This window comes from Roseivivax sediminis (assembly GCF_900112685.1).
GTDB classification, from domain to species: Bacteria; Pseudomonadota; Alphaproteobacteria; order Rhodobacterales; family Rhodobacteraceae; genus Roseivivax; species Roseivivax sediminis.
On record NZ_FOMS01000016.1, the window covers coordinates 37,875 to 61,453 of the forward strand.

The window sequence follows — 23,579 nt, forward strand, 5'->3', positions numbered from 1 at the left end:
CGCGTCCGGCCGCGCCCAGTGCGCCGGCCGGACCGGACGCCGTCCTGAGGCCGATTGAGAGGAGCCGACCATGGCCATCCCGCTGTCCCTCGCCACGTTGCCCGACCTGCCGCCCGCGGTGGGCCTGCCGGACTACGCACGCGAGGATCTGTCCGCCGGCATCCTGCACGTGGGCGTCGGTAACTTTCATCGCGCGCACCAGGTGGCCTATCTCGACCGGCTGTTCTCCGCCGGGAAGGGCCGCGACTTCGCCATAGTCGGTGCCGGCATCATGGAAGCCGACCGCAAGGCGCGCGACACGCTCGCCGCGCAGGACTGGTTCTCGACCCTCGTCGAACAATCCGCCGAGGCGTCCGATGCGCGCGTAACCGGCGTCATGATCGACTATGTCGAGCCGGCGGATCAGGACGCGATCACCAGACGTATGGCCGCGCCGGATATCCGCATCGTATCGCTGACGATCACCGAAGGCGGCTATTTCCTCGATTCTTCGGGCCATTTCGATGCCGATCATCCGGCGATCGCGGCCGATGCCGCCGCGCCGGACGCGCCGAGAACGGTTTTCGGCATGATCCTGAAGGCCCTGCGCCTGCGTCGCCACGCCGGTCTGCCACCGTTCACGGTCATGTCCTGTGACAACATCCCTCATAACGGTGTGGTGACGCGCGACACCCTCTCCGGCCTCGCGGCGCTGACCGACAACACTTTCGCGGAATGGGTTCGGGACAATGTCGCGTTCCCCAACGGCATGGTCGACCGCATCACCCCGGCCACCTCCGACCGCGAACGCGCGTTGCTGCGGGACACGCACGGTGTGGAGGACGGCTGGCCCGTCTTTGCCGAGGACTTCATCCAGTGGGTCCTGGAGGACAACTTCCCCCAGGGTCGGCCGCCGCTCGAGGATGTGGGCGTGGAGTTCGTGGAGGACGTGACGCCCTTCGAGGCGATGAAGATCCGCATCCTCAACGGTGGGCACGCGATTATCGCCTATCCGGCGGGGCTCATGGGCATCCATTTCGTCCACGAGGCGATGGAGAACGACCTCGTGGCGCGCTTTCTCGACAAGGTGGAGCGCGAAGAGATCCTGCCGGGCGTGCCGCCGGTGCCGAACACCGACACCGGCGCCTATCTCGAAAAGATCAAGGAGCGGTTCGCCAACCCCAAGATCGGCGACACGGTGCGGCGGCTCTGCCTCGACGGGTCGAACCGGCAGCCGAAGTTCATCCTGCTGTCGCTGGCGGACGCGCTGGCGCGCGGCGGCGCCATCGACGGGCTGGCGCTGGAATCCGCGCTGTGGTGCCGCTATTGTGCCGGGACCACCGACACCGGGGAAACCATCGCCCCCAACGACCCGAACTGGAACAGCCTGCAGCCGGTTGCGCTGGCGGCGCGCGAGCGCCCGCAGGCCTGGCTCGAACAGCGGGCGATCTATGGTGCGCTCGGCGACGAGCCGCGCCTGCGGGAGGCCTTCGGGCGGTGGCTGTCTTTGCTGTGGTCCGAGGGAACGGAGGCCACCTTGCGGACCTACCTGAAGGAGGGGTGAGATCGCCACGCCCAGGCCCTTTCTCGTCATCTTCGACTGCGACGGCGTGCTCGTGGACAGCGAGCCGATCGCCGTCGATGTCCTGCGCGAGACCTTGCGCTGCGTGGGGTTGGAAATTTCTCCGACCACCGCCTACGAGCGCTTCCTCGGCCGGTCCCTCGCCTCGATCCTGCGCGACGTGGCCGAACGGGACGGGCTGGTGCTGACCGAAGCGGACCTGGCGGACATGCGCGCGCGGCTCGCCCGGCGCTTCGAGAACGAGCTGCGCCCGGTGCCCGGTGTGGCGGCGGCGGTCGGGGCGCTCGATGCGGCGGTCTGCGTCGCCTCGTCCAGCCATCCCGAGCGGCTGGCGCTGTCGCTGCGGGTGACGGGGCTGGCGCCGCTCTTCGGTGCGGATGTCTTCAGCGCCGTCGAGGTCGAGCGCGGCAAGCCGGCGCCCGATCTTTTCCTGCACGCGGCCCGGCGCATGCACGCGCCCGCCCGGGGCACCGTGGTGATCGAGGACAGCCCGGCGGGAATCGCGGCGGCGCGCGCCGCCGGCATGCGCGTCGTCGGCTTCACCGGCGGAGCGCATGCCGGGCCGGCGATGCTGGACCAAAGCCTTCGCGCCATGGGCCCCGATGCGGTCGTGACGCACATGGACGACCTCGCGGCGGCGCTTGACGCCCTCCCGGCATGATGCGGCACCTGCCGATGGGTGCTGGCGCGACGGCGCCAGCGGTGCCATGATCTCCTCCACGACCCATTTCAAGGCCAGGCCCTGCCCGACGTGACGGACGACGACTACTATTTCGGGATCGATGTGGGCACAGCCAGCGTGCGGGCCGGGCTGTTCTCGCCCGGCGGGCGGATGGTGGCCCGGGCGGTGCATCCGATCACCGTGCACGACCTGTCCGGCAGCCGGGCCGAGCAATCTTCCGAGGAGATCTGGCAGGCGGTCGCCGCGTCGGTGCGCGAGGCGCACGCCAATGCCGGCAATCCACCCGTCGCCGGGATCGCCTTCGACGCCACCTGCTCGCTGGTGCTGCGCGACCGCGCGGATGCGCCGCTCGACCTTGGCGGCGGGCGCGACATCATCCTGTGGTACGATCATCGCGCGCGGGAGGAGGCGGCGGCCTGCACCGCCACCGGCCACGATTTGTTACAGACCGTGGGCGGCGTCATGTCGCCCGAGATGCAGTCTCCGAAACTCATGTGGGTCAAGCGCCACCGACCCGACCTCTGGTCGAGGTTGGGCGGCGCCTACGATCTCAGCGAATGGCTGGCACACCGCGCCACGGGGCAGGGGGCAAGGTCGCTCAACCCGCTGGTGGCGAAATGGGGCTGGCTGGCGCGCGCCGGCGGGCTGCAACCGGACTTCCTCGAAGCGGTCGGTCTCGAGGACATGGCCGCGCGGGCCGGCATCGGCGCGGATATCGTGCCGCCCGGGGTGGCCATCGGCGGGCTTGACGAGGCCGCGGCGCGGGATCTCGGGCTTGCCCCGGACACGCCGGTCGCGGCCGGGCTCGTCGACGCCTTCGCGGGCGCGCTGGCGATGCTCGGCGGCCTCGCACCCGAGGCGCAGGGCCGCACCGCGGCGCTGGTCGCCGGCACGTCGAGCTGCATCATGACGCTGACGTCGGAGCCCTGGCGCGCGCGCGGCGTCTGGGGGCCCTATGCCGACGCGATCCTGCCCGGGCTCTTCGTGAACGATGGCGGCCAGTCCGCGACGGGCGCGCTTCTCGACGACGTGCTGGGCCGGTCTCCGGGCCTGTCGCACGACGAGGCGCAGCGCCTGGTGGCCGAAGGGCTGGCGCGGGACGGAGCGGCCTTCGGAGCCGAAATCGACATCTTGCCCGATGTGAACGGCAACCGCACGCCCTTCGCCGATCCCGATCTCGGCGCGGTCGTCTCGGGGCTGACGCTGGACCGGTCCCGTGCGGGCACCGCGCGGCTCTACTGGCGGTCCGCGGTGGGGATCGCCCTCGGCCTGCGTCAGATCCTGGCGCATCTGCGCCAGGCGGGGCAGCCGGTCGAGGTGCTGAACGTCACCGGAGGGCACGCCCGGTCGCCGCTGCTCATGCAGCTCCTGGCCGATGCGACGGGCTGCACGCTCAACACCGCGCGCGACGTCGATGGCGTCCTGCTCGGCGCGGCGATCGCCGCGGCGGCGCCGGGGCGCGGGCTGGCGGAGGCCGCGCGAGAGATGCAGCCGGACTGGCAGGTCTACCGGCCGGACCCGGCAATGCGGGACCAGTTGGCGCGGGACTACGCCGTCTTCGAGCGGATGCAGGACCACCGTTCCGTGATCCGCGCGCTGAAGCGCTGACGGACGCTCAGTCCACCGTCCGGGCGATGTAGTCGGCCACCATGAGATCGAGGTGCGCGCCGCCGCCGTTCTTGAACACCGTGACCTCGTTCTCCGACCGGCGGCCCCGAGCGGGATCGGGCACGAGATCGTAGAGATCGCCCAGCACGTCCGCTTCCGAGATGACGCCGGCGGCCAGCGGGATCTTCAACTCGCCGATATGGCCCAACGTCGTCTCCCGGCTGTCGACGAAAAGCCGCCCCCCCGAGATCAGCGCATCGTCTGCCTCACGCATGTCGGCCCGGAACGCGCCGATCAGGTCCACATGCGTGCCGGGGCGGATCCAATCGCCCTTCAGCACGGGCTCCTGCGCCATTGTGGCGGTCGCCACGATATCCGCCTCGGCCACCGCCGCCGGCAGGTCCCCGGCGGCGCGAACGTCGAGACCCTCGCGCGCGAGCTCGGCCGCCAGCGCCTCCGCCTGCTCTTTCCGCCGCGCCCAGACGTCGATGCGCTCCAGGTCGGGAAAGAGCGCCGGATAAGCCGCGCAGAGGCTGCGCGCCACGGTCCCGGCGCCGAGGATCAGCAGCCTCCGGCTTTCCGGCCGCGCCAGAAGCACCGCCGCCAGCACCGAGTCCCCGGCGGTCTTGAACTCCGTCACCAGCGTGCTGTCGATGACCGCGCGCACCGCGCCGGTGTCGGGGTCGAAGACGATCATCGCGCCCTGCACGCTCGGCCTGTCCCGTGCCGGGTTCCCCGGCATGACCGTCACGCTCTTCACGCCGTAGCCGAGCCCCTCCAGGTAGGCGCCCCGCGTCAGCAGCGTGCCCTCCGCCGGCCCGAGGAACAGGTCTCCGATCTCGGCGCGCGGCAGAAAATGCCCCTGACGCAGCGCCTCGACGGCGCCCTGCCAGTTGAGCGCATCTGCGGCGTCGTAGGTCAGGTATCTCGCTGTCATCGGGGCCTCCGCGCTGCATCTCCGCCGCAGCCTAGCGCAATCGTCAGGGCCACAGAAGCCGCCGCACTCGACAACCGCGGGGGCCGCCGCTAGCACGCCGGACGGATCAATCGCGGAAAGACCCCCATGCGGCATCTCGGACGGCTTCTTGTCCTCGCTTTCACCCTCGCGCTCGCCGCCTGCGGGCCCAGCTACGAGAATGGCCCGCCCGCGCCGGAGCCCGCCGACATTGCGGCACTCGAACGCGCGATCCTGGGGCTCGGACCCGACGTCTCCCCGGACGAGGCCGCGACGGCCGCGCGCATCGCCTATCGCTACCCGCTGGAGCTCGCCGATCGCTACCAGATCACCGATCCGCCGATCATTCACAACATGAAGGTCAATTCCGGCACCCGCCCGCGCGGCCTGTGCTATCAATGGGCCGACGACCTCGAGGCCCGTCTCGCGCAGGAGCGTTTCGTCACGCTCGATCTGCACCGCGCCATCGCCAACCACGACAAGCCGCTGGCCATCGAACATTCGACCGTGATCCTCAGCCGCGCCGGGGCGCCGATGGCGCAGGGTCTCATCCTCGACCCCTGGCGCTGGGGCGGCAAGCTCTACTGGGGCCCGGTCACCGAGGACAGCCGCTACGATTGGTGGCCGCGCGGCGAGGTCTTCGCCTGGAAACGCGCCCGCGAAGGCCGCGCCCCGGTCGATCCCTCGGCCGAACCGCTGCCCCCGCTCTGAGTGCCGACCGCGCATCCCACGCCGGGGTGATGCGTGCCCCCTTGCTTTCATCTGCCCAGAAATATCCCGGGGGCGCGGGGGCAGAGCCCCCGCTCCACCCCTTGGGTTCAGTGCAGCAGCCGCCCCATCGCGCCGGCAACATCCGCCATCCGCGCCGAGAAGCCCCATTCGTTGTCGTACCAGGCCAGCACCCGCACCATCCGGCGGCCCACGACCTTGGTCTGCTCGGGCGCAAAGATCGAGCTTGCGGTCGTGTGGTTGAAGTCGACCGACACCTTGGGTTCGGGATCGTAGTCGAGCACCATGCCCATGTGACCCGACGCCGCCTCGCGCACGACCTCGTTGACATCGGCGACGGTCACGTCGCGCCCGGCCTCGAAGGTCAGGTCCACCGCCGAGACGTTCGGCGTCGGCACCCGCATCGAGGTTCCGTCGAGCTTGCCGGCAAGGTTCGGCAGCACCTCGCCGAGCGCCTTGGCCGCGCCGGTGGACGTCGGGATCATCGCCATTGCCGCGGCGCGTGCGCGGTAGAGATCCTTGTGCCGCCGGTCGAGCGTCGGCTGGTCGCCGGTATAAGAGTGGATCGTGGTCATGATCCCGCTCTCGATGCCGATCCCCTCGTCCAGAACCTTGGCCAGCGGCGCGAGGCAGTTGGTCGTGCAGGACCCGTTCGAGATCATCCTCTCGTCCGGGGTCAGCGCCCGGTGGTTCACGCCGTAAACAACCGTGCGGTCGACATTGCTGGCCGGTGCGGAGATCAGCACCTTCTTGGCGCCGCGACTCAGGTGCACGCCGGCCTTGGCGCCGTCGTTGAAATTCCCGGTGCATTCCAGCACCACATCGCAACCCGACCAGTCGAGCGCCTCGGGATCGTAACTCGACATCACCTGGATCGGCCCACGCCCGAGGTCGAGCGTGTCGCCCGACACGGTGACAGGCCCCGCGAACCGGCCGTGCACGCTGTCGTAGCGCATCAGGTGCGCGTGGGTGTCGATGTCGCCGGGCGCGTTGACGCGCACCACCGCGACGTCGTTCCGCGCGCTCTCGGCGATGTGCGCCAGCGTGCAACGGCCGATCCGGCCGAATCCGTTGATCCCGAGAGTGACGGTCATGGGCTCTGGTCCTCGCTGTGGGCAATCGGCCTTCCGATAGCCGGACGAGGCGTTGGCGAAAAGGCGAAAATCGAACACAGGCAATATGTTAGCGTTAAACGCGTGGTCGCCGGGCATGGTTGCGCTAACCTTGGCGCGCATCGGCAGCAGGGGCAGGGGGAACGCGTGGGGGACATCGCCGTATTCGTCGGACGGCTTCTGATCGCGGCGTTGTTCGCGGCCGGATTCGCGCAGAAGATTGCCGATCCCGGTGCCGCGACGGTGCTTCTGACCGACCGGGGACTGCCTGGCGTTCTGGTCTGGCCGGCGGCGGCGTTCAACCTAGGGGCGGCGCTCGCGCTTGTCGCCGGGTGGCGGGTGACGCCGGTCGCGGCACTTCTCGCGTTCTACTGCGCCATCACCAGCCTGTTTCACCTTGTGCCGGAGGATCCCTGGCAGATGAGTATCTTCGTCAAGAACTGGGCGATCGCCGGGGGGTGCCTGTGCCTCGCGGCGCAGGGTGGCGGCCGGTACCGGATCGCCCGCTTGCGCTGAACGTGCCGGGCGCTAGGCTTGCGCACAACACGGGACGGGCAGGGATCTTGGGCAATGAGCGGACTTCTGGCGCTACTCGACGACGTGGCGGCGATCGCCAAGGTGGCGGCGGCCTCCGTCGATGATGTCGCCACTCAGGCCGTAAAGGCCGGCTCGAAAGCCGCCGGCGCGATGATCGACGACGCCGCGGTCACGCCGAAATACGTCACCGGCTTTCCGCCGGCGCGAGAATTGCCGATCATCTGGAAAATCGCCCGCGGATCGCTGTTCAACAAGCTGGTGTTTCTCCTGCCGGCGGGGCTGCTGCTGTCGGCCTTCGCGCCCTGGCTGATCCCGCCGCTGCTTATGCTCGGCGGCGCCTATCTGTGTTTCGAAGGGGCGGAGAAACTGCACCACGCCCTCTTCCACGACAAGACACATGACCCGGACCCGAAGGAGCAGAAGCTCGACGCCCAGCACCTCGAGGAACAGAAGGTCGCCGGCGCGATCAAGACCGATTTCATCCTGTCGGCCGAGATCATGACCATCGCGCTTGCGGCGATTCCCGCAAGCGGGTTCTGGATGGAGGCGGCGACGCTTGCCGCCGTGGCACTTCTGATCACGGCGGCGGTCTACGGGGCGGTGGCGCTTCTCGTGAAAATGGACGATATCGGGCTGTGGATGGCACAGACGGCGCGAAGCGGGGCCGGTCGGTCGATGGGCCGCGGAATCGTCAAGGCCATGCCGGCCGTGATGACGACGCTGGCGGTGGTGGGCACCGCGGCGATGCTCTGGGTCGGCGGATCGATCATCGTGCACGGGCTTGCGCAGATGGGCTGGCACACCCCGGAAGAGGTGATCCATTCCATCGCCGTGTCCGCGACGCGTGTCTTCCCCGAAGGCGCGCACGGCGCCGCCGAATGGATCGTCACCGCCTTCTGTGACGGCGTCCTGGGCGTCGCGCTCGGCTTCGTGCTGATCCCGATCGGCACGAAGATCATCGGCCCGATCTGGTCGTCCGTGTTTGGCGGCAAGGCGGCCTGACCGGCGTAACTTGCCCAGCGGGTGGCGACTCGCCCCGGCAGCAGGATCATCGGTGCCGGTTTCCCTGGCGGTCATGCCTCCATGTCGGTCGGGCGGCTCGTCGCGACATGCTACCTTTCGCGCGGCCCGAAATAGCGCCGTCTGTGCGATCCGCCCGGAACCTTCCGGAAGTTTCCGCCGCGTCGCCCGCATGACACGCCCGGCTTCATAAAACTGTTACATCACTGTCACAAAAGGATAGCCCACGGGATCTAGCGGTGGCGCCGAGGCCATCGGGGGATGGCCCTGACGATTCATGTCAAACAGGAGTTCTCCATGAAATCCGTTACGCTGACCGCGTCCGCGCTGGCCATCGCCGTTGCCGCACCGGCCTTCGCTCAGTCGCGCGAGAACGTGCAGGTCGCCGGTTCGTCGACCGTGCTGCCCTACGCGTCGATCGTGGCCGAAGCCTTCGGCGAAAACACCGACTTCCCGACCCCGGTCGTCGAATCGGGCGGCTCCTCGGCGGGCCTCGCACGTTTCTGCGAAGGCGTGGGCGAGAACAGCATCGACATCGCCAACGCATCGCGCGCGATCCGCGACGGCGAAGTCGAGACCTGCGCCGAGAACGGCGTGGAAGAGATCATCGAAGTGCGCATCGGCTATGACGGCATCGTCTTTGCCAGCCAGCAGTCGGGCCCCGAGTTCACCGCGTTCGAGCCCTCCGACTGGTTCTCGGCCCTGGCCGCCGAGATCCCGCAGGACGGCGAGATGGTGTCCAACCCCAACTCGACCTGGGCGGACGTGAACGGCGATCTGCCCGACGTCGAGATCTCGGCCTTCATCCCGGGCACCAAGCACGGCACCCGCGAAGTCTTCGAGGAAAACGTCCTGCTGCAGGGCTGCGAGGACACCGGCGCCTATGACCAGATGGTCGAGGCGGGCATGTCCGAGGACGACGCGGAAAGTGCCTGCATGGCGGTCCGCACCGACGGCGCCTCGGTCGACATCGACGGCGACTACACCGAGACACTCGCGCGGATCGAATCCAACCCCGACGGCATCGGCGTCTTCGGCCTGGCGTTCTACGAGAACAACACCGACACCCTGAAGGTCGCCACCATGGGCGGCGTCGAGCCCTCGACCGAGACCATCGCGTCGGGCGAATACCCGGTGTCGCGGCCGCTGTTCTTCTACATCAAGAAGGCGCATATCGGCGTGATCCCCGGGCTGAAGGAGTTCGCGTCCTTCTTCGTCTCCGACGAGATCGCCGGCCCGGGCGGCCCGCTCGCCAATTACGGCCTCGTCCCGGATCCGGAACTCGCCGACACCCAGTCGAAGATCGAGAACGAGACCACGCTGGGCGACGAGCAGTCCTGATCGACTGAGGACGCTTTTCCGGGGGGCGGCCGGTCGCCGCCCCCCTACGTCTTTCAGGTTCTTTCAGAGACCCGATTTCGAGACACGATAACAAGGCGGAGTGGGGACGCGAATGACGACATCTTTGCTGGTACTCATCGTCCTTGCGCTGGGGGTCGGAGGCTACATCGTCGGCCGAGCCCGAGCGCTGCGGGGCGTCGGGGGCGATCAGCGCAAGCTGCATTCGCTGCCCTCGTACTACGGCACCAACGTGGCGATGAAGGCCATCGTGCCGGCGCTTCTGGTCATGCTGGTCTGGCTGCTGGCGCAGCCGCTCGTGGTCGAAAGCTCCGTCCGCGGCGATCTACAGGAAGAAAGCGTGCGGCAGGACCGTTCCGTCAGCCTGATGATGTCGGATGTCCGGCGCCTGGCAAATGGGCTCGACGTGGCGGTGGAGAGCGGGATGATGACGCGCGAGCGCGCCGCCAACATGCGCACCGAGTTCACAGACGTGCGCGAACGCCTGGGAGAGGCGGGCGTCGCGCTCGGCTCCGCCGTGACCTCTCCGGTGCTGCGCGCCGCGCAGAAGTATCGCGCGCTGAGCGAGACGGGCGATCTGCTACGCACCGGGATCGTCCTTGCGCTGGCGGTAGCGGGGCTCGGCTGGGGCATAAGGAACAGCACGCCCGAGTATCGCGCCCGCAACGTGGTGGAGACGGGCGTGCGGATCCTTCTGATCCTGGCCTCCTGCATCGCCATCCTGACGACGGTCGGCATCGTGCTGAGCCTGGTGTTCAACACCATCGAGTTCTTCCGCATCTACCCGGCCAGCGACTTCTTCTTCTCGACCACCTGGTCGCCGTCCTTCGGCGGCGGATCGGAGCTCGGCATCCTGCCGCTGCTCTGGGGCACGCTCTACATCTCGCTCATCGCGCTGATCGTGGCGGTGCCGGTGGGGCTCTTCACCGCGATCTACCTGTCGGAATACGCGTCCAAGCGGGTGCGGTCGGTCGCCAAGCCGGCGATCGAGATTCTCGCCGGGATCCCGACCATCGTTTACGGTCTCTTCGCGCTTCTGACGATCGGGCCGCTTCTGCTGTCGGTTTTCGGCGACAGTACGGTCGGATGGATGGACGCGGGCACGGCGGTGATGACGGCCGGCATCGCGATGGGGATCATGCTGATCCCGTTCGTCTCTTCGCTGTCGGACGACATCATCAACGCGGTACCCCAGGCGATGCGCGACGGCTCCTACGGGCTCGGCGCGACGCAGTCGGAGACGATCAAGCAGGTGATCCTGCCGGCGGCGCTGCCGGGGATCGTCGGCGCGGTCCTGCTGGCGGCCTCGCGCGCCATCGGCGAGACGATGATCGTCGTGCTCGGCGCCGGCGCGGCCGCGCGGCTCAGCCTCAACCCGTTCGAGGCGATGACCACGGTGACCGCCAAGATCGTCAGCCAGCTCACCGGTGACAGCGACTTCGGCTCGCCCGAGGCGCTGGTGGCCTTCGCCCTCGGCATGACGCTCTTCGTCGTCACGCTCGGGCTCAACGTCCTTGCCCTCTACATCGTCCGCAAGTACCGGGAGCAGTACGAATGACCGACGCAACCGCAAACGCCGCCCCGGCTGCGGGACGCCGCACGTCCAAGTCGATCATCGAGACCGACGCGAACACCCGCAAGCGCAACGCCGCCGAAGCCCGCTTCCGCTATTACGGCATGGCCGCCATCGGCGTCGGTCTGTTCTTCCTCTGCGCGCTGACATTCTCCATCCTGCGTTCGGGTCTGCCGGCCTTCACCGAAACGGCGGTCACCGTCGACTTCACGCTCAGCCAGGAGCAGTTCGACGAGGCCGAGGGCCAGGTGCTGAAGACCGCCGCCTACGAAGGCTTCTTCGTGCGCGAGCTTCAGGCAGAACTGAACGAGGAAGGCGCCTCCGACGTCGAGGTGTCCGAGGCGGCGGTCGGCCGGATCATGGGCAAGGTGGGCAGCCAGATCCGCGAGTTTTACCGCGCCAATCCTGACCGGCTTGGCGAAGAGGTGTCGTTCACCTTGCCCGCGTCCAGCCGGGTCGACCGCTACCTCAATGGCAATCTGTCGCGCGAACAACTGACCAACAGCCGGTTCCTGGAACCCGACGACCTGGACATCGTCGACGGCCTTGTCGAAAGCGGCGTCATGGTCAACGCCTTCGACTGGGGCTTCATCACCGGCACCGATTCCGGTGTGGACAACCCCGGCGGCGCGGGCCTTGGCGCCTCCATCATGGGCTCGTTCTTCATGATGCTGGTGGTGCTGGTGCTGGCGCTGCCGATCGGGGTCGCGGCGTCGATCTACCTCGAGGAATTCGCGCCGCAGAACAAGTTCACCGACCTCATCGAGATCAACATCTCGAACCTCGCGGCGGTGCCCTCGATCGTCTTCGGCATTCTCGGCCTCGCGGTGTTCATCCAGTTCGCGCACCTGCCGCAATCGGCGCCGCTGGTGGGCGGTCTGGTGCTGACACTGATGACCTTGCCGACGATCATCATCTCGACTCGCGCATCGCTGAAATCGGTGCCGCCGTCGATCCGGGCCGCCGCGCTCGGCGTCGGGGCCTCGAAGATGCAGTCGGTGTTCCACCACGTCCTGCCGCTGGCCATGCCGGGGATCCTGACCGGCACGATCATCGGGCTCGCGCAGGCGCTCGGCGAGACGGCGCCGCTGCTGCTGATCGGCATGGTCGGCTACGTCGCGCGCCAGCATCCCGACGGGCTCGCCTCGGGCCTGCTCGACCCGAACTCGGCGATGCCGGCGCAGATCTACACCTGGGCCGCACGGTCCGATCCGGCCTTCTACGAAAAGGCCTGGGGCGGGATCATCATTCTTCTGGTATTCCTGCTCTTCATGAATGCAATCGCCATCATCCTGCGCCGCCGCTTCGAGCGCCGTTGGTAAGGAGTAGACCCATGTATGACGCGGATCACAATCGCACGGAGAGCCGGGTGAGCCAGAACGAGATCAAGATCAGCTCCAGGAACGTGCAGGTCTATTACGGCGACAACCACGCCATCAAGGACGTGGATGTCGACATCGAAGATCGCCTCGTCACCGCCTTCATCGGCCCGTCGGGCTGCGGCAAGTCGACCTTCCTGCGCTGCCTCAACCGGATGAACGACACGATTCCGATCTGCCGGGTCGAGGGCGACATCCACATCGACGGCGAGGACATCTACGACAAGCGCGTTGATCCGGTGCAGCTGCGCGCCAAGGTCGGCATGGTGTTCCAGAAGCCCAACCCGTTCCCGAAGTCGATCTATGACAACGTCGCCTACGGTCCCAAGATCCACGGGCTCGCCAAGAACAAGTCCGAGCTCGACGACATCGTAGAGCGGGCGCTGAAACGCGCGGCCATCTGGGATGAGGTGAAGGACCGGCTCGACGCGTCGGGCACTGGGCTGTCGGGCGGTCAGCAGCAGCGCCTGTGCATCGCCCGCGCCGTGGCGACCGAACCCGAGGTCCTTCTGATGGACGAGCCGTGCTCGGCGCTCGACCCGATCGCCACCGGTCAGGTCGAGGAGCTGATCGACGAGCTGAAACAGAACTACTCGGTGGTGATCGTCACCCACTCCATGCAGCAGGCGGCGCGGGTGAGCCAGAAGACGGCGTTCTTCCACCTCGGAAACCTCGTGGAGTACGGCGAGACCGAGAAGATCTTCACCAACCCGCAGGACAGCCGCACCGAAAGTTACATCACCGGCCGTATCGGCTGACGAGAGAGGCTCCATGTCCCAGGAACTTAGCAAGCACATCGTGTCGTCCTTCGACCGCGACCTCGAAGGGATCCAGGCGCATATCATGAAGATGGGCGGTCTCGTGGAGACCGCCATCCGCGACGCCGCCAAGAGCCTCGAGACCCGTGACGAGGAGCTGGCCGAAGACGTGCGGCGCCGCGACGCGTCGGTCGACGAACTGGAGCGCGTGATCAATGACGAGGCGGCGCGGGTGATCGCTCTCCGCGCGCCTGCGGCCTCGGACCTGCGCGTCGCGCTGTCGGTGTTGCGGATGTCCAACAACCTCGAACGGATCGGCGACCTGGCCAAGAACATGGCCAAGCGCACCGGCGTTCTGGTGCAGCTGCAGCCGATCGACGGCGCCGCGGCGAGCCTGCGGCGGATGGCGCGCGAGGTGGAGCTGATGCTCAAGGACGCGCTCGACTGCTACATCCAGCGCGACGCCGAACTGGCGCGCGACGTGATCGAGCGCGACCGCGATGTCGACCAGATGTACAACACAGCATTCCGCGAGTTCCTGACCTTCATGCTGGAGGATCCGCGCAACATCACTGCATGCATGCATCTGCACTTCATTGCCAAGAACGTGGAGCGGATGGGCGATCATGTCACCGGCATCGCCGAGCAGGTGATCTTCCTCACCGAGGGGTCGATCCCGGCGGACAAGCGGCCCAAGGCGGATGCGACCTCGACCGATGCGCGGTTCTCCCCCGAGGTCGGTGAAGTGTCAGGGACAGAGGACTGACGGATGCCGGCCGATCAGCCGATGGTTCTCGTCGTGGAGGACGAGGAGGCGCAGCGCGAGGTGCTGGGCTACAACCTTGAGGCCGAGGGCTTCCGGGTGTCGAAAGCCGCGAACGGGGAAGAGGCGCTGCTTCTGGTGTCGGAGGAGAACCCCGACATCATCGTGCTGGACTGGATGCTGCCCAAGACCAGCGGCATCGAGGTGTGTCGGCAGCTGAAATCCAGGCCAGAGACCCGCGGTGTGCCGGTCATAATGCTCTCGGCCCGCTCCGAGGAGGTCGACAAGGTGCGCGGGCTGGAGACCGGTGCGGACGATTACGTCGTGAAGCCGTATTCGGTGATCGAGCTGATGGCGCGGGTGCGCGCGCAGCTGCGCCGCACGCGGCCGGCGGCGGCGGGCATGCGGCTGGAATACGAGGACATCGTGCTCGATTCCGAGACACACCGGGTCACGCGCGACGGCGCGGCGCTGAAGCTGGGGCCGACGGAGTTCCGGCTCCTGTCGACCTTCATGGAGAAACCGGGCCGGGTCTGGTCGCGTGAGCAGTTGCTGGACCGGGTGTGGGGCCGCGACATCTATGTCGACACGCGCACCGTCGACGTGCATATCGGGCGGCTGCGCAAGGCCCTGTGCCAGCACGGCGGGCCCGATCCGCTGCGCACCGTACGCGGCGCGGGCTATGCGCTCGGCTGAAGCCGGGTCCGGGGGAGCTCCTCGAGCCCTTGCGGGCTCTCCTCGCCGGCGCGCTGATGCCGCGGTGCGGCAATCGGCCCTTGCCGCGGGCGCGGGGGCCGATACGTTGGCGGGGAGGCGCACGAAACCGGCGGGACGGCAGCATGAAACGGATCAACCTGGCGCTTCAGGGCGGCGGCGCCCACGGAGCTTTCACCTGGGGGGTGCTCGACCGCCTTCTGGAAGACGAGGAGATCGAGATCGCGGCGATCTCGGGCACCTCGGCCGGGGCGCTGAACGGCGCGGCGGTGAAGTCAGGCATGATCCGGGGCGGGCGCGAGGGCGCGCGCGAGATGCTCAATTGGGTCTGGACCGAGGTCGGGCAGCTCGAGTCGCTGAAACTGCCGGAATGGATGAACGCCTGGCTGCCGCATCCGGGGGTGCTCAGCCTCGCGGTGGAATACTCGCCCGTCTTCGCGCTCGGCGACGGGCTGACGCGCGCGATGTCGCCGTATTCCTGGGGCCCGCTCTACCAGAACCCGGTACAGCCGATCGCCGAGCGGTTCGATTTCGACGAGGTCTGCGCCGATGCCGGCCCCGCGCTTTACATCTGTGCGACCTCCGTGCGCGACGGCAAGGTGCGGGTGTTCTCGGGGCGGCACATCTCCACCGAGGCGATCCTCGCCTCGGCCTGCCTGCCGACGGTGTTCCAGGCGGTCTGGGCGGAGGATCCGATCACCGGCGAGCGCGAGCCGTTCTGGGACGGCGGCTATACCGGCAACCCGGCACTCTTTCCGCTGTTCCGGCCGGAGCTGCCCGACGACGTGCTCATCGTGAACATCAACCCGCTCAAGATCGACCGGCTGCCGGTCACGCCACAGGAAATCCAGAACCGGATCAACGAGATCAGCTTCAATTCCTCCTTGTTGCGCGAGCTCCGGGCGATCGAGTTCGTGCAGCGCCTCATTCAGGAGGGGCGCATGGAGGAGGGGGTGATGAAGCGGGTGCTGGTGCATATGGTGGCCGATGACGAGCTGATGAACCGGCTGTCGGTGGCGACCAAGATCGTACCTATCTCCACGGTGATCCTGCAGCTCAAGGAGGCCGGACGGCGCGCGGCGTCGCAGTTCCTCGCCGGGCACCGGGACGATCTGAACGTGCGGCAGAGCGCGGATCTGGTGCGGATGTTCAACTGACGGCGCCTGTGGAGAGCGTAGGAGCGAGGGGCCAGCCCCTCGCGCTCCCCGGGATATTTTCGGGCAGATGAAGAGAGGGCCGGCCGCTTTTGTCAGGCGAGGGCCCAGAGATAGGCGGCGTAGAGGGCGAGAAGCGCGGCGCCCTCCGTGCGGGCGATGCGGCGACCCGTCCGGGCGAAAAGGACGAGCAGCAGCGTCGCGCCGGCCATAATCCAGACATCGAAGCGGGCAATCTGCGGGTCGACCGGCAGCGGTGAGACGAGCGCGGTGATGCCGAGGATACCGAGCAGGTTGAAGATGTTGGAGCCGATGACGTTGCCGAGCGCCACCTCGCCGTGACCGCGGCGCGCGGCGAGGAGCGAGGTCACCAGTTCGGGCAGCGATGTACCGACGGCGACGAGGGTGAGGCCGATCACGGCCTCGGACACGCCAAAGGCACGGGCGAGTCCGGTGGCACCGTCGACCAGAAGGACCGCGCCGGCGAGGGTGAGTGCGAGACCGGCGGTGAAGCGCAGCGCCGCGGGCACGGCGCGCGCGCCGGCCGGAGCCGGGGCCTCGGCGACGGTGCTGGCGCCGGAGCGCACGGTCGTGATCAGGAAGGCGGCCAGGCCAAGGACGAGACAGGCCGCAGGCAGACGGCCGACCACCGGCAGGGCCGCGAGCGCGAGGCCGCCCGCCGTCGCCGCGAAGAGCCAGCCGGCATCGCGCGAGAGCCGCGCGCGGTCCACGGCGATCGGCGCAAGCAGCGCGGAGAGCCCGACGATCAGCAGGATGTTGGCGATGTTCGAGCCGACGACGTTGCCGACCGCGATTCCCGGCCGACCGGTCAGCGCCGCGTTGAGCGAGGTGAAGAGCTCGGGTGCGGAGGTGCCGAAGCCGACAAGCGTGAGCCCGATGACCATCGGCGGCACGCGGAAGCGCTGTGCCAGCGTCACCGCGCCCGAGACGAGGAGTTCGCCGCCGCCCAGAAGCGCGGCGAGGCCGAGAGCGAGAAGAAGGATGTCCATGAGGTCGGTCCGGAAGGGCGGCGTAATGCGACCCGGCTGCGCAGAGATGCGCGTGCGGCGGAGCTTTGCAAGAGGCGGGGCGCGCGATTTTTTTGAAATCGCAAGCGGATAACGCGGCCCGGCGGCAGCGCCTGGCCTACTCGGCCGCGTTGGCGTGCGGCGGTTGGACGGCCGGGTGGCGGGGATCCTCGGGGTTGGGGTAGACGAGACCCGCGGAGATCACCAGTTTCGCCGCGTCCTCGAGGCTCATGTCGAGCTCGATCACGTCCTCGGCCGGGAAGAACAGCAGGAAGCCCGAGGTCGGGTTCGGTGTCGTCGGCACGAAGACCGAGATCAGACCGCCGCCGGTGACGGCCTTCTGTGCGACCTCGCCGCGCGTGTCGGTGGAGATGAAGCCGATCGCCCAGATGCCACGCCGCGGATACTCGATCAGGCAGGCCTTCTCGAAGCTGCGCTCGGATTGCACGAAGACCGTCTCGGCGATCTGCTTCACGCCGCCGTAGACCGAGCGGACGATGGGCAGCTGGGCCACGAGGCTCTCGGCCCAGCGGATCAGCGACCGCCCGATGATGCCCTTGGCAACCCAGCCGACGAAGACCGTGAACAGCAAAAAGAAGATCACCCCGATGCCGCGCAGGTTGATGCCGATGTACTGCTCGGGGTCGAGTCGCGAGGGCACAAGCGGCAGCACGAACCCGTCGATCCAGCCGATCACCGTCCAGATCAGCCAGACCGTGAGGCCCACGGGCGCGATCACCACGATCCCGGTCAGGAAGCTGGCACGCAGCCCGGTCATGAAGCCCGGACGTCGCGGCTGCGGATCGAAGGGAGTGGTCATGGTATCTGGGCGACCTCGGATGCGCGTCTCGCGCCAAATTATGCGGCGGCGGGTCGGGATACAATGGTGTGCCGGCGCCGCGCGCTCAGGAGGCGGGCAGAGCGACCAATTCTGTGGCAATCCGGGCGCCGAGCGCGGCGTTGTTCAGGACCAGCGCGACATTGGCGTCGAGCGACCGCCCTTCCGTCAGTTCGAAGATGCGCTGCAGCAGGTAGGGCGTGAGGTCTTTGCCGTGGATGCCGTGATCGATCGCGTCCTGCATCGCGCGCGAGATGACAGGCGTCATCTCCGCCCGCGGGATCTCCGCCGCCTCGGGGATCGGGTTGGCAACGAGCTGGCCGCCCGGCAGGCCGAGTCGCCCGCGCATGGCGTGGGCGCGTGCGATGGCGGCGGCCTCGTCCATGCGCAGCGGCGCGCGCAGGCCCGCCGAGCGTGACCAGAAGGCCGGCAGCATGTCCTGCCCGTAGGCGATCACCGGCACGCCCAGCGTCTCCAGCACTTCCAGCGTCTTGGGCAGATCGAGGATCGCCTTGGCGCCGGCGGCGACGACGGTGACGGGGGTCTGCGACAGCTCCTGCAGATCCGCGGAGACGTCGAAGCTTGTCTCGGCGCCGCGGTGGACGCCGCCGATGCCCCCGGTGGCGAAGACCGCGATCCCGGCCATGGCGGCGGCGATCATCGTCGCCGCCACCGTGGTCGCCCCCGTGCGCCCTTCCGCCATGCAGACGGCGAGGTCGGCGCGCGACAGCTTGGCGACGCCGCGGGCCTGCGCCAGCGCCTCGATCTGCCCGTCCTCAAGCCCGACATGCAGGGTGCCGTCGATCACCGCGATTGTCGCGGGCTCGGCGCCGTTCTCGCGCACAGTCGCCTCGATCCGGCGGGCGATGTCGAGGTTCTGCGGCCAGGGCATCCCGTGGGTGATGATCGTCGATTCGAGCGCCACGACGGGACGGCCTGCCGCGCGTGCGGCGGCGACGGCGGGGGACAGGGTGCAAAGGCTCATGAGGGCGTGTCTCCGGAGATGTAGGCGGCCGCGGCCTCCTGCGCGCGGACGAGTGCGTCGTCCCGCTGCGCGCCGGCGCGTTCGGCGACGATGTGCGCGGCCATGAACGTGTCGCCCGCGCCGGTGACGCGGGTGACGAGCACTTCGGGCGGGCGGCGCGTGATGCTGCCCGCCGCGTCGGCGTCGCAGCTTTCCGCGCCACCGTCGGTGACCACCGCCCGCGCGGCGCCGCGGGCCAGGAGAGCCGCCGCGGCCTCAGGCGCGGAGGCAAGGTGCGCCTGGCAGAGGATCGCGGCCTCCTCGAGGTTGACGTACAGCGTGCCGCGCCCCGCGCGCAGGAACGGCAGCAGCCGTTCGGCCTTGCCGGGCGAGGCCGGGGCGACGCGCAGATCGGCGGCGCGGAAGGCGGGCGCGTGGGCGATCTCCTCCAGCAGCGCGGCGGTCAGGTTACCGTCGAGCGCCAGCGCCCCGGCATAGGGCGCCCCCTCGGCCGCGAGCCGGCCGTCGGTCAGCGGTCGCAGGATCTTGGCGCCGGCCTCTTCCAGCGAATGGGCATCGGCGATGGCGGCGATGAGGCCGTTGGCCCCCTCCACGGCCATGTAGCGGTCGGTCTTGAGATCGTCGGAGCGGTACAGGAACGCGGTCTCGATCCCCATCCGGGCGCATTCCGCGACCAGCCGGTCGCCCTCGACATCCCGGCCAACTGCCGAGAGGAGCGCGGGTCGAAGGCCCATCCGCGCCAGCGTCATCGCGATGTTGAGCGCCACGCCACCGGGCAGGGTCACGATGCGCCCGGGCACGTCGGCGCCCTTCGCCATGTGGCTGGGCGACCGGCCGATCACGTCCCACAGGACGGAGCCGACGCAGAGGATATCGGGCGGTGCGCTCATGGCATCGCTTGTGGCCGAGCCGGGGGCGCGGCGCAAGCGGGCGACGGCGAGGAGCGCTTGCCCGTCGCGACTTGGCCTCGGCCCGGGCCTGGGCCGAATGCGCGTCGGGGCCGTAATCGGCCACGGCAAGGTAAGGTATTACATGATTGATGAGTTTTGGTGACATTTCCTAAAGGTGAGAGTGCATGCCTTTGCCGGACGCGGGGGCGTGCCGCGCCGGCCGGGCCGGTGCGAGCAGGGCGCATCCCGGTGACCGCGCGCGAAGCGTCGGCGCACCCGATTTTCCGCCGCGCCTCACCGCGTCCAGAAAATATTGGCCGAAAGGACAAGCCATGGTTTCTCTCATTTCAGGGCTCGGAGGCGACGCCGGTTTCGGCGAGGAGATCCTCAACCGCAACGACGACGGCTCAACGCCGGAGATCGACCTGACGTCGATCTTCGAGGACGGTCTCAATTTCTTCGGAACCGTCTACGAGTCGCTCTGGATCAACAACAACGGATCGGTGACGTTCGAGAATCCGCGCAGAGCGTACACGCCCGACGTCATCACCGAGCAATCGAACAACCCCGAGATCACGCCCTTCTTCGCCGATGTCGACACCCGCGGCGGCGCCACCGATCCGACGCCGGGCGGCGCCTCCACCGGCGCCAACCTGGTGTCCTACGACCTCGATGCAGATAGCGACAGTCTGGTCGTGACATGGGATGACGTCGGCTACTATTCTCGGGGCATCGACAAACTCAACGCCTTCCAGCTGGTGCTGACCGACCGGGGCGACGGAGATTTCGATATCGAGTTCCGCTACGAGGACATCAACTGGACGACCGGCGATGCGTCCGGGGGATCGGAGGGGCTCGGCGGCGAAGTTGCACGCGCGGGCTACACTGCCGGTACCGGTGATCCGGCAGAGTATTTCGAACTGCCGCAATCGGGCGACGAAGCCGGAATTCTCGCGCTCGAAGAGACGCCGGGCAATACCGGGCAGCCGGGGCTCTGGCGCCTCTTCGTGCGTAGCGGGGAAGTCAGCGAGGCACCGGCCGGCCCGACCGTACCGGGCAATTCCGGTCTGCCTCTGACCAACTTCGAGAACGGCGGAGACGGCGGCACCGACGGGTTCGGCGGGTTCTTCGGCGGCGGCACCGGAGACCCGCATTTCACCACCTTCGACGGCGCCCATTACGACTTCCAGGGCGCCGGCGAGTTCGTCATCGCCCGCGATGCCTCGGGCGGCGATTTCGAGGTCCAGGGCCGGGCCGAACCCTTCGGCGACGGTGTCAGCGCCTTCACCGCCATCGCCGCGCGCATCGGCGACGGGCAGGCGGCGATGTTCGACGTGACCGACGAGGAACCCCTGTCGATCGACGGTCAGGCCACTCCGCTCGCCGACGGTGAAAGCATCGAGGTCGGCGACGACGTGATTGGCCGCGACGGCAACACCTACATTGCCGTATTCGCCGGGGAGGACGGCGAGATCGACGCGGAGGACACCCGCCTGATCGTCGAGATGCGCAGTAACCTTGTCGACGTGCATGTGGGCCTGGCCGAAGCGGCCGGCGGCACCGTCGAGGGGCTGCTCGGGGACGCCGACGGCGACGCGGAGAACGACATCGCGCTCGCCGACGGCACACCGCTCGCCCGGCCGCTGGAATTCGCGCAGCTCTACGGGCCGTTCCGCGCCGACTGGCGTGTCGGCAACGAGGCCGAGAGCCTCTTCACCTACGACGCCGGCGAAAGCCTGTCGAACTTCTACCTGGAGGATTTCCCGCAGAGCACGCCGCGGATCTCCGACTTCGCGGACGCCGATGTCGCCGCCGCCGAAGCGGCCGCCGAGGCCGCCGGCCTCGAGCCCGGCACGCGCGCCTTCGCCAACGGCGTGCTCGACTTCCTGCTGACCGGAGACGAGAGCTTCTTCGACAGCGCCGCGTTCCTGCCCGAGGGCGACGCGGAGCAATCACTGGAGACCGAGGATCCCGAGCCGCTTTCAGTCACGGGGACCGATGCCGGGGAGAGGATCTTCGGCGGTGTGCTCGACGACACGATCGAAGGGCTCGGCGGTGACGACCGGATCGACGCCTTCGGCGGCGACGACCTTGTCGATGCCGGGGACGGCGACGATGCGGTCCTGGCCGACGCCGGCGACGATACCGTCACGGCCGGCAATGGCGACGACGTTGTCGCGGCCGGAGAAGGCGACGACAGCGTCGACGGTGGTGCCGGAGACGACGACATCGGCGGCGGGCCCGGCGACGACATTGTCGCTGCCGGCACCGGCAATGACACGATCGGCGGCGGCGACGGCGCGGATTCGATCGACGGCGGCGAAGGCGATGATGTCGTCGCCGGCGGCGCGGGCGCCGATACGCTCGTCGGCGGGGCCGGGGACGACACGATGGGCGGCTCCTTCGCGGCCGACATCGTGCGCGGCCAGGCCGGCGACGACAGCCTCGGCGGCGGCTTCGGCATGGACACCGTCGAGGGCGGTGCCGGGGCCGATTCGATCGGCGGCGGCGAAGGCGACGACATGGTGTCCGGCGGCGACGGCGACGACTTCCTGGCCGGCGGCGGCCGCGACGACACGATAGACGGCGGCGACGGCGCGGACCTGATCAACGGAGGCCTCGGCAACGACGTCATGACCGGCGGCGCGGGCGCGGACACCTTCGCCTTCAATTTCATCGTGAACGGCGAACGCGACACGATCACCGATTTCGAGGTCGGCATCGACACGCTGCGCCTGCGCGTGCCCGACGACGGTTACGGCTTCGACAACCTCGACATCTCGGAGGCCGTGATCGACGGGACAAGCGGTGTGCAGGTGACAGCCGGATCCCACGAAATCTTCCTCGAGGGCCTCGCACAGGGCGACCTGACCACGGACGACGTACTGTTCATCTGAAGTACGCCACCCGCGCGAGGTGCGGCGGACCGGGCCGCCCCCGGTCCGCCAGGGCTTGCCCCCGGCGCGCAATTGCGCTAGACGCGCGCCACTTCGACTCCGCAGGCGGGGCAGGGCGGTTCGGGACAGACATCCCCGGGCGTCCACCGGTTGGGCCGGCACGGTCCATGATCCCCGCCGAGGCATGAAACCGGAAAGGATAACGACGCATGGCTCTTCCCGAGTTCTCCATGCGCCAGCTGCTTGAGGCTGGCGTTCACTTCGGCCACCAGACGCAGCGCTGGAACCCCCGCATGGGCGAGTTCATCTACGGCGCGCGCAACGGCATCCACATCATGGACCTGACGCAGACCGTGCCGATGCTCGACGCGGCGCTGAACGTCATCCGCGAGACGGTGGCCAAGAACGGCCGGGTGCTGTTTGTCGGCACCAAGCGGCAGGCGCAGCAGCCGATCGCCGAGGCGGCCGAGAAATGCGCGCAATACTACATGAACCACCGCTGGCTCGGCGGCACGCTGACCAACTGGCAGACCGTGTCGCAGTCGATCAACCGCCTGCGGTCCATCGACGAGCAGATGGAAGGCGGCGCCGAGGGCCTGACCAAGAAGGAACGCCTGCACATGGAACGTGAGCAGGCCAAGCTCCAGGCCTCGCTCGGCGGTATCCGCGAGATGGGCGGCGTTCCCGACCTGCTCTTCGTCATCGACGTCAAGAAAGAGCAGCTCGCCGTGGCCGAAGCCAAGAAGCTCGGCATCCCGGTCGTGGCGGTGGTCGACACCAACTGCTCGCCCGACGGCGTGGACTACATCATCCCCGGCAACGACGACGCCGCGCGCGCCATCGCGCTCTATTGCGATCTGGCGAGCCGCGCCGCGCTCGACGGGATGACCGCTCAGATGGAGGGCGCCGGTGTCGATATCGGTGCGTTCGAGGAAGCGCAGGTCGAGGAGATCGCCGAGGGCGAGACCGTCGCCGAGGCGCCCCAGCAGGCGTAAACCCCGCTGTCGCAAAAGCGACACGGGTCCGTGACATGAGGG

At 68.5% G+C, this 23,579-nt stretch carries 21 protein-coding genes; 15 read left to right on the forward strand and 6 right to left on the reverse strand.

What is annotated here, in order from left to right; translation table 11 throughout:
• Positions 1 to 70: 70 nt before the first annotated feature.
• The 3 genes from F3H57_RS19515 to F3H57_RS19525 all read left to right on the forward strand — a co-directional run bounded on the left by F3H57_RS19515 (position 71) and on the right by F3H57_RS19525 (position 3,851).
• A complete protein-coding gene (locus tag F3H57_RS19515) occupies positions 71 to 1,543 on the forward strand; it encodes a mannitol dehydrogenase family protein (RefSeq protein ID WP_149758185.1) in 1,473 nt (490 codons plus the stop codon).
• Between the two features lie 28 nt (positions 1,544 to 1,571).
• Positions 1,572 to 2,222, forward strand: a complete 651-nt coding sequence (locus tag F3H57_RS19520; RefSeq protein ID WP_223163164.1) for an HAD family hydrolase — start codon at positions 1,572 to 1,574, stop codon at positions 2,220 to 2,222.
• Positions 2,223 to 2,312: 90 nt separating this feature from the next.
• Positions 2,313 to 3,851 carry an FGGY-family carbohydrate kinase gene (locus tag F3H57_RS19525; protein WP_223163160.1) on the forward strand — a complete coding sequence of 513 codons (1,539 nt, stop codon included), beginning with the start codon at positions 2,313 to 2,315 and terminating at the stop codon, positions 3,849 to 3,851.
• A gap of 7 nt (positions 3,852 to 3,858) precedes the next feature.
• On the opposite strand, the gene F3H57_RS19530 is transcribed toward F3H57_RS19525, so the two are convergent.
• A complete protein-coding gene (locus F3H57_RS19530) occupies positions 3,859 to 4,788 on the reverse strand; it encodes an ornithine cyclodeaminase family protein (RefSeq protein WP_149758189.1) in 930 nt (309 codons plus the stop codon).
• A gap of 126 nt (positions 4,789 to 4,914) precedes the next feature.
• On the opposite strand from F3H57_RS19530, the gene F3H57_RS19535 reads away from it, so the two are divergent.
• Positions 4,915 to 5,517 carry a hypothetical protein gene (locus F3H57_RS19535; protein ID WP_149758191.1) on the forward strand — a complete coding sequence of 201 codons (603 nt, stop codon included), beginning with the start codon at positions 4,915 to 4,917 and terminating at the stop codon, positions 5,515 to 5,517.
• Between the two features lie 107 nt (positions 5,518 to 5,624).
• On the opposite strand, the gene gap is transcribed toward F3H57_RS19535, so the two are convergent.
• Complete coding sequence (gene gap, locus F3H57_RS19540) at positions 5,625 to 6,629, reverse strand: type I glyceraldehyde-3-phosphate dehydrogenase (protein ID WP_149758193.1); 1,005 nt, start codon at positions 6,627 to 6,629, stop codon at positions 5,625 to 5,627.
• 165 nt (positions 6,630 to 6,794) lie between these two features.
• On the opposite strand from gap, the gene F3H57_RS19545 reads away from it, so the two are divergent.
• The 9 genes from F3H57_RS19545 to F3H57_RS19585 all read left to right on the forward strand — a co-directional run bounded on the left by F3H57_RS19545 (position 6,795) and on the right by F3H57_RS19585 (position 15,907).
• Entirely contained in the window at positions 6,795 to 7,163 is a 369-nt protein-coding gene (locus tag F3H57_RS19545) for a DoxX family protein (protein ID WP_149758195.1), read from the forward strand.
• Positions 7,164 to 7,217: 54 nt separating this feature from the next.
• The gene (locus F3H57_RS19550; protein ID WP_149758197.1) at positions 7,218 to 8,186 is read left to right on the forward strand and encodes a DUF808 domain-containing protein; all 969 of its coding nucleotides are present in this window, start codon (positions 7,218 to 7,220) and stop codon (positions 8,184 to 8,186) included.
• A gap of 315 nt (positions 8,187 to 8,501) precedes the next feature.
• A complete protein-coding gene (locus F3H57_RS19555) occupies positions 8,502 to 9,545 on the forward strand; it encodes a PstS family phosphate ABC transporter substrate-binding protein (protein WP_149758199.1) in 1,044 nt (347 codons plus the stop codon).
• A 112-nt stretch (positions 9,546 to 9,657) separates the two neighbouring features.
• Positions 9,658 to 11,121 carry a phosphate ABC transporter permease subunit PstC gene (pstC, locus tag F3H57_RS19560; protein ID WP_149758201.1) on the forward strand — a complete coding sequence of 488 codons (1,464 nt, stop codon included), beginning with the start codon at positions 9,658 to 9,660 and terminating at the stop codon, positions 11,119 to 11,121.
• On the forward strand, positions 11,118 to 12,458 hold the full coding sequence (gene pstA / locus F3H57_RS19565; RefSeq protein ID WP_149758203.1) for a phosphate ABC transporter permease PstA: 1,341 nt from the start codon (positions 11,118 to 11,120) through the stop codon (positions 12,456 to 12,458). Before pstC ends, pstA begins: the two co-directional genes overlap by 4 nt.
• An 11-nt stretch (positions 12,459 to 12,469) precedes the next feature.
• On the forward strand, positions 12,470 to 13,273 hold the full coding sequence (gene pstB / locus F3H57_RS19570) for a phosphate ABC transporter ATP-binding protein PstB (protein ID WP_149758205.1): 804 nt from the start codon (positions 12,470 to 12,472) through the stop codon (positions 13,271 to 13,273).
• Positions 13,274 to 13,286: 13 nt separating this feature from the next.
• Positions 13,287 to 14,039, forward strand: a complete 753-nt coding sequence (phoU, locus tag F3H57_RS19575; RefSeq protein ID WP_149758207.1) for a phosphate signaling complex protein PhoU — start codon at positions 13,287 to 13,289, stop codon at positions 14,037 to 14,039.
• 3 nt (positions 14,040 to 14,042) lie between these two features.
• Positions 14,043 to 14,732, forward strand: a complete 690-nt coding sequence (gene phoB, locus F3H57_RS19580) for a phosphate regulon transcriptional regulator PhoB (RefSeq protein ID WP_149758209.1) — start codon at positions 14,043 to 14,045, stop codon at positions 14,730 to 14,732.
• A gap of 143 nt (positions 14,733 to 14,875) precedes the next feature.
• Positions 14,876 to 15,907 carry a patatin-like phospholipase family protein gene (locus tag F3H57_RS19585; RefSeq protein ID WP_149758211.1) on the forward strand — a complete coding sequence of 344 codons (1,032 nt, stop codon included), beginning with the start codon at positions 14,876 to 14,878 and terminating at the stop codon, positions 15,905 to 15,907.
• Positions 15,908 to 15,999: 92 nt separating this feature from the next.
• Here F3H57_RS19585 and F3H57_RS19590 read toward each other — a convergent pair whose 3' ends face one another.
• The 4 genes from F3H57_RS19590 to F3H57_RS19605 all read right to left on the reverse strand — a co-directional run bounded on the left by F3H57_RS19590 (position 16,000) and on the right by F3H57_RS19605 (position 19,645).
• Positions 16,000 to 16,914 carry a calcium/sodium antiporter gene (locus F3H57_RS19590; protein WP_149758213.1) on the reverse strand — a complete coding sequence of 305 codons (915 nt, stop codon included), beginning with the start codon at positions 16,912 to 16,914 and terminating at the stop codon, positions 16,000 to 16,002.
• A 136-nt stretch (positions 16,915 to 17,050) separates the two neighbouring features.
• Entirely contained in the window at positions 17,051 to 17,752 is a 702-nt protein-coding gene (locus F3H57_RS19595; RefSeq protein WP_149758215.1) for a DUF502 domain-containing protein, read from the reverse strand.
• 85 nt (positions 17,753 to 17,837) lie between these two features.
• A complete protein-coding gene (locus F3H57_RS19600) occupies positions 17,838 to 18,755 on the reverse strand; it encodes a pseudouridine-5'-phosphate glycosidase (RefSeq protein ID WP_149758217.1) in 918 nt (305 codons plus the stop codon).
• Complete coding sequence (locus F3H57_RS19605; protein ID WP_149758219.1) at positions 18,752 to 19,645, reverse strand: PfkB family carbohydrate kinase; 894 nt, start codon at positions 19,643 to 19,645, stop codon at positions 18,752 to 18,754. Before F3H57_RS19605 ends, F3H57_RS19600 begins: the two co-directional genes overlap by 4 nt.
• Positions 19,646 to 19,977: 332 nt before the next feature.
• Here F3H57_RS19605 and F3H57_RS19610 point away from each other — a divergent pair, with 332 nt between their 5' ends.
• The gene (locus F3H57_RS19610; protein WP_188129758.1) at positions 19,978 to 22,542 is read left to right on the forward strand and encodes a nidogen-like domain-containing protein; all 2,565 of its coding nucleotides are present in this window, start codon (positions 19,978 to 19,980) and stop codon (positions 22,540 to 22,542) included.
• 209 nt (positions 22,543 to 22,751) lie between these two features.
• Positions 22,752 to 23,537, forward strand: a complete 786-nt coding sequence (rpsB, locus tag F3H57_RS19615; RefSeq protein ID WP_149758223.1) for a 30S ribosomal protein S2 — start codon at positions 22,752 to 22,754, stop codon at positions 23,535 to 23,537.
• The last annotated feature ends 42 nt before the right edge of the window (positions 23,538 to 23,579 follow it).

Coding starts and splice junctions, on each gene's coding strand:
- F3H57_RS19535 (WP_149758191.1), top strand. CDS start 4,915: ATGCGGCATCTCGGACGGCTTCTTGTCCTCGCTTTCACCCTCGCGCTC.
- F3H57_RS19590 (WP_149758213.1), bottom strand. CDS start 16,914: ATGGACATCCTTCTTCTCGCTCTCGGCCTCGCCGCGCTTCTGGGCGGC.
- pstB (WP_149758205.1), top strand. CDS start 12,470: ATGTATGACGCGGATCACAATCGCACGGAGAGCCGGGTGAGCCAGAAC.
- pstC (WP_149758201.1), top strand. CDS start 9,658: ATGACGACATCTTTGCTGGTACTCATCGTCCTTGCGCTGGGGGTCGGA.
- F3H57_RS19610 (WP_188129758.1), top strand. CDS start 19,978: ATGGTTTCTCTCATTTCAGGGCTCGGAGGCGACGCCGGTTTCGGCGAG.
- F3H57_RS19585 (WP_149758211.1), top strand. CDS start 14,876: ATGAAACGGATCAACCTGGCGCTTCAGGGCGGCGGCGCCCACGGAGCT.
- F3H57_RS19530 (WP_149758189.1), bottom strand. CDS start 4,788: ATGACAGCGAGATACCTGACCTACGACGCCGCAGATGCGCTCAACTGG.
- F3H57_RS19595 (WP_149758215.1), bottom strand. CDS start 17,752: ATGACCACTCCCTTCGATCCGCAGCCGCGACGTCCGGGCTTCATGACC.
- F3H57_RS19600 (WP_149758217.1), bottom strand. CDS start 18,755: ATGAGCCTTTGCACCCTGTCCCCCGCCGTCGCCGCCGCACGCGCGGCA.
- phoB (WP_149758209.1), top strand. CDS start 14,043: ATGCCGGCCGATCAGCCGATGGTTCTCGTCGTGGAGGACGAGGAGGCG.
- F3H57_RS19550 (WP_149758197.1), top strand. CDS start 7,218: ATGAGCGGACTTCTGGCGCTACTCGACGACGTGGCGGCGATCGCCAAG.
- rpsB (WP_149758223.1), top strand. CDS start 22,752: ATGGCTCTTCCCGAGTTCTCCATGCGCCAGCTGCTTGAGGCTGGCGTT.
- gap (WP_149758193.1), bottom strand. CDS start 6,629: ATGACCGTCACTCTCGGGATCAACGGATTCGGCCGGATCGGCCGTTGC.
- F3H57_RS19605 (WP_149758219.1), bottom strand. CDS start 19,645: ATGAGCGCACCGCCCGATATCCTCTGCGTCGGCTCCGTCCTGTGGGAC.
- F3H57_RS19555 (WP_149758199.1), top strand. CDS start 8,502: ATGAAATCCGTTACGCTGACCGCGTCCGCGCTGGCCATCGCCGTTGCC.
- pstA (WP_149758203.1), top strand. CDS start 11,118: ATGACCGACGCAACCGCAAACGCCGCCCCGGCTGCGGGACGCCGCACG.
- phoU (WP_149758207.1), top strand. CDS start 13,287: ATGTCCCAGGAACTTAGCAAGCACATCGTGTCGTCCTTCGACCGCGAC.
- F3H57_RS19515 (WP_149758185.1), top strand. CDS start 71: ATGGCCATCCCGCTGTCCCTCGCCACGTTGCCCGACCTGCCGCCCGCG.